Consider the following 2,048-nt stretch of genomic DNA (forward strand, 5'->3'; position numbering starts at 1 on the left):
CTATTGGAGGTCGACGCGTGATTTTCGATGAGTGATCAGTTATGTTCATCGACCAGCTATGCTCTTGGACTTCAGGATGACTACATTAGATGTTTTCAACCCTTTTTGAGAAGATCCTTCCTACAGTAAGTGCGGTATGACGCATTTTGGCAACTCAACCTTACGAGATTGTAAGGTTAGAGCGCCCTTTTGTAAGGAAATTCGATTGTGGCTCTGATCTAACGACTATACACTAAAGATGTGACAAGTCTCGTAAGGGAGTGACCGAAATGGCGGTGTTAGTAGCAGAAGGTTTGACCAAGATCTATGGCGCCTCGAAGAAGACGGCGATAACCAAAGCTCTATCTGGCCTGAGTCTACAAGTGGAGGCGGGAGAAATGGTAGGGGTGATGGGACCTTCGGGCAGTGGTAAGACTACACTGTTAAACATCCTGGCTACCATTGATCGCCCCACTTCCGGTTCGTTTCGTCTTGATGGGGTGGACCCTACGACGTTAAACGGAGAGGAACTGGCCCGTTTTCGAAGAAGGGTCCTTGGATATGTCTTTCAGGATTTCAATCTCCTTAAGACCCTGAACGTTCAGGACAATATTGCCTTGCCCTTGGCTTTGGACGGTGTCAGTTCCAAGAAGATCAAGAAGCGCTTGACAGAAGTGGCCGAACAACTGGATCTGATACCGCTTCTTCAAAGGCGCATTTATGAGCTTTCCGGTGGACAACAGCAGCGAGTGGCGATTGCCCGGGCCATCGTTCACCGACCAGCCCTTATTTTGGCCGATGAACCCACAGGAAACCTGGATTCCAAGTCCTCTTGGGATGTCTTGGAGGCCTTTGTGCAGTTGAATAAGGGAGAGGGGGCTACGGTATTGATGGTAACCCATGACCCCTTTGTGGCCAGCTTCTGCCAGAGAATCATCTTTATCCGAGACGGCCAGTTGTTCTTCGAACTGAGGCGTAAGGAGACTCGCCAGGTCTTCTTTCAGGAGATCTTAGATACCCTCAGTCTACTTGGCGGGGACTTTCCCAACGGTAAGGAACGGAAAGGGGGCTTGCACTGGTGACTCTTCTGTCTGTTGCCCTTAGCAATGTTAAAGAGAACCTGCGGAACTACCTGGGCTTTTTCGTTAGTTTCGCTAGTTCTGTAATGGTGTATTACATCTTTCACGGTATAGCAACCGCCCCGGAAGTAACCGGCGGGGGCTACTTTGGTACCCGGACTTTGCTTCAGCTTTTGTCGGTGGGCCGTTGGGGAATTGCGGTTTTCTCCTTCTTTTTCATCTGGTATGCCAATGCAGTATTACTCAATTCCCGGAAGCGGGACCTGGGGATCTTGAGTCTTCTGGGTGCCAGTTCTCGGCAGTTGCTGATCATGGTCTTTCTGGAGACTTTGTTTATCGGGATTGCTTCCCTAGTGGTTGGTTTGTTCGCTGGGGTGCTCTTTTCCCGATTGATCACCATGGCGGTGGCGGCAATACTGGATGTCCACATGTCAATTCCCAGTGGGCTGCGCATCAGTATCACAGCTTTGCACCGGACCTGTTTAGTCTTTGCTGGGATCTTCGTAGGGATTGGACTCTTAAATACGTTTTCCCTGCGGTCTCAGGCGTTAATCGACCTGGTGAAAGCATCCCAAAAACCGAAAACACCCCCTAAAGCATCGATTATCTTGGCCCTTGGTGCTGTGGCATGTCTTGGTGGGGGTTATTGGTGGGCTTACACCTTGGCTACACCGGTGGAAGTTGTGATCGCTCTGTTTCCTGTTACAGGAGTGGTCTCTCTAGGCACCTATCTGCTCTTTACCCAACTCAGTGTGGTGGTCCTGGGATGGCTATCTCGACGAAGGGGGTTGTATTATCGGCGGACAAACTTGATTACCCTTTCAGACCTGATCTTCCAGATGAAAGATAACGCCCGGGTATTGGCGGTGATCACCATTCTCAGTGCTGTTATCATGTCCCTGGCGGGGGCAGTATACAGCCTTGGCCAAAGGACCATGGAGCTTGTTGAGGAGAATTACTCCCGCACCCTCTGGTTTGCGCTGTTGGGTA

Annotated in this window: 2 protein-coding genes; both read left to right on the forward strand. The window is 50.4% G+C overall.

Annotated features, from left to right (window positions below):
- Positions 1 to 269 precede the first annotated feature (269 nt).
- Complete coding sequence (locus GXX57_02775; GenBank protein HHV43581.1) at positions 270 to 1,061, forward strand: ABC transporter ATP-binding protein; 792 nt, start codon at positions 270 to 272, stop codon at positions 1,059 to 1,061.
- Positions 1,058 to 2,048, forward strand: a 991-nt coding sequence (locus GXX57_02780) for an ABC transporter permease (GenBank protein ID HHV43582.1), incomplete at its 3' end; no start/stop codon positions are given. The genes GXX57_02775 and GXX57_02780, both read left to right, overlap by 4 nt.

This window comes from Bacillota bacterium (assembly GCA_012839765.1).
Classification (GTDB): Bacteria; Bacillota; Limnochordia; order DUMW01; family DUMW01; genus DUMW01.